Source organism: Parafrankia sp. FMc2, from assembly GCF_041008525.1.
Lineage (GTDB): Bacteria > Actinomycetota > Actinomycetes > Frankiales > Frankiaceae > Parafrankia.
The window spans coordinates 1-2,350 of the sequence record NZ_JBFLUG010000334.1 but is presented as its reverse complement, the minus strand read 5'-3'; the positions used below and the strand labels follow the sequence as shown (position 1 = coordinate 2,350).

Genomic DNA, 2,350 nt, shown 5'->3' with positions numbered 1-2,350 from the left:
GTGGCTACCGTCGTCTGACTCTGCGTTACGAACGCAACGGCCGCAACTTCCTCGGGTTCCTCTGCCTCGCCGCCGCGATCACCTGCTGGAAGAAACTCCCGCACCCGACATGAGACACGCTCTTAGCCCGAGGTCGTTGTGGCAGTGCAGCGTCACATCGGCCGCCCCGCCGACCCAGTGCAGGGCCGCGCGCACTTTGGCCTCGACCTCGTGCGGCACGCAGGCTCCCACGGTGTCGGCCAGGACAAACAGCTCGGCGCCGGAGTCCAGCCCGGTCTGCATCATGGGGCGCAGGTACTCAGGCGACGCCCGAAGCGAGTCCTCCAGTCCGATAGACAGGTCGCGCACCCCCGCCTTCAGGCTGTAACCGCAGGCCTCCACCAGTTCCGCCCGGGCCTGGTCCCAGGTCTGGCCACGCTTATGCTCGGCGTGAATCTCCGAGCCGGTGATGAGCAGCTGGAGCTGGAAGCGATCGGTGTCCCGGACGGCGTCGAGTGCGATGTCGATGTCACGAGGCGTCGCACGGGCGAAAACAGTGACGGCCGCCTTGCGCGTTCTGCGCGATGCCTCGCGCACGAATTCGAAGGTCGCAGGCGATGAGGCCGGAAATCCCACCTCGATGTAGTCTGCGCCGGCAGCATCAATCAACCCGAAAAGGCGCGCCTTGTCTTCGACAGCCATCTCGTTGCCCGGCGCCTGCTCGCCATCTCGAAGTGTGGTGTCGAGCACTGATTTGAGCGTCACAAATACTCCACGATAGTAATTTGCAACATTGGCCATGCACGACTGCGAGTGAGTCGCTTGCGTTCATTGGCGAGCGACTACTCGGTCGGCGATGCAGCATTCCGTTACGCCATCACATGCTGATCAAGAGCGGGCCTCTGGCTCCCGAAGCAACATACCAACTATCCATCTAGGGGGCAACACCGGAATCTGCACTTTACTATCTGTTACAGGGGCCCGTCGAAGTCCGGCGGCAAGTTTTGCCTGGTCATCGCGGGTCGCGGGGCAAGTATTCGAAAGTTGCGCAAGGGCATGACTTTAAGTGGCGTGACTGTGGGTCACGTGGCATAGCTTCGATATTGTTGTCGGTTAGCAAGGAATCTCCATGATCGTCTATAGTTGGGGCTGCGGCATTCTTGCTGGCAAGCTGTGGGATGTCAGAACTCGGCCACCAGTGTTGACCTGGGCATTTAGGCAGCTCGTTCGTGTTCGTTGGTCAGGCCGCCGAGGGCGGACTGACGTTTGATTCGTCCCTTGGTCAGATCTGCGATGGGATGATCGAGCCGTGGCGGTTGAAGGTCGCGGCCGCGGTCGGGTCGTCGTCCGTTGTAGTGGGCGGCGTACTCGGCCAGGACGGTACGCAGGTGCCGCTCGCCGAAGACCAGTATCCTGTCGGTGACCTCGGTCCGAACGGTTCGGACGAACCGTTCCGCGTAGGCGTTCGCTCGCGGGGTCCGGGGTGGGATCTTGACGGTGGTGATGCCGGCGTCGGCGAGGACCGCGTCGAACGACGTGTCGTGTCCCGGGTGATGCTTGACGTTCTGGTCCCACCTGATGCTTGACGGCCGTCTGCGGTCTGGCTGGTCTGTGGCGTTTGGGGGCGCGCCGACATCGAGACCCAGATCAAGGACCACAAACGGCGCTGACGCCCCTGTGTTGTCAACTGCCCTGAGTGGCTGGTGGGTGCGGGCGTGGAATGGCGTTGTAGATCTCGCGGGCGACGTAGCGTTTCAGGCAGCGGATGACCTCACGTGGGGTCTTGCCTTCCGCGAGGCGTCGTTGCTGGTAAGCGCGGGTGCGGGGGTCGCAGCGCAGACGGGTGATGACAATGCGGTGGAGGGCGGCGTTGGCCTGGCGGTCGCCGCCGCGGTTGAGGCGGTGACGGTGTGTCTTTCCGGATGACGCTTCGATCGGGCTGACGCCGCACAGGGCGGCGAAGGAGGCATCGCTGGCCAGCCGTTGCGGGTTGTCGCCCGCGGCGATGAGGAGGGCCGCGGCCGTGTCTGGTCCCACGCCGACGCGGGTGAGCAGTGCGGGTGTGTGACGAGTGAGCAGGGTGGTCAGCTGTCGGTTGAGGTCGTTGACCTCGTCGGTGAGCCGCAGTATCCGGGTGGCCAGCCGGCGTAGCGCGTAGCGCGCGGTGGTGGGGGTGTCGATCGGTGCGACCTCGTCGAGGGCGGCGCATCGGCGGACGAGGGTCACGGGGCCCAGGCCTGCGATGGATTCACGCAGCTCCGGGTCGGCGCGGATCAGGACGGCCTTGAGCTGGTTGACGGCCTGGGTCCGGGCTTTGACCGCGGAGGTCTTGGCCAGCCGGAGCATGCGGGCCATCTCGGCTGGTCCGTCG

At 64.6% G+C, this 2,350-nt stretch carries 2 protein-coding genes and 1 pseudogene; all 3 read right to left on the bottom strand.

The annotated features are described in order from the left end of the window. Positions 1 to 78: 78 nt before the first annotated feature. Positions 79 to 744 (bottom strand): hypothetical protein, encoded by a 666-nt coding sequence (locus tag AB1460_RS36935; protein WP_368967173.1) that lies wholly within the window; start codon positions 742 to 744, stop codon positions 79 to 81. Between the two features lie 449 nt (positions 745 to 1,193). Next, positions 1,194 to 1,514 (bottom strand): annotated as a pseudogene (locus AB1460_RS36930) (integrase core domain-containing protein); the annotation flags it as partial. 148 nt (positions 1,515 to 1,662) lie between these two features. After that, a partial coding sequence (locus tag AB1460_RS36925; RefSeq protein ID WP_368967171.1) for a transposase occupies positions 1,663 to 2,350 on the bottom strand: 688 nt, incomplete at its 5' end.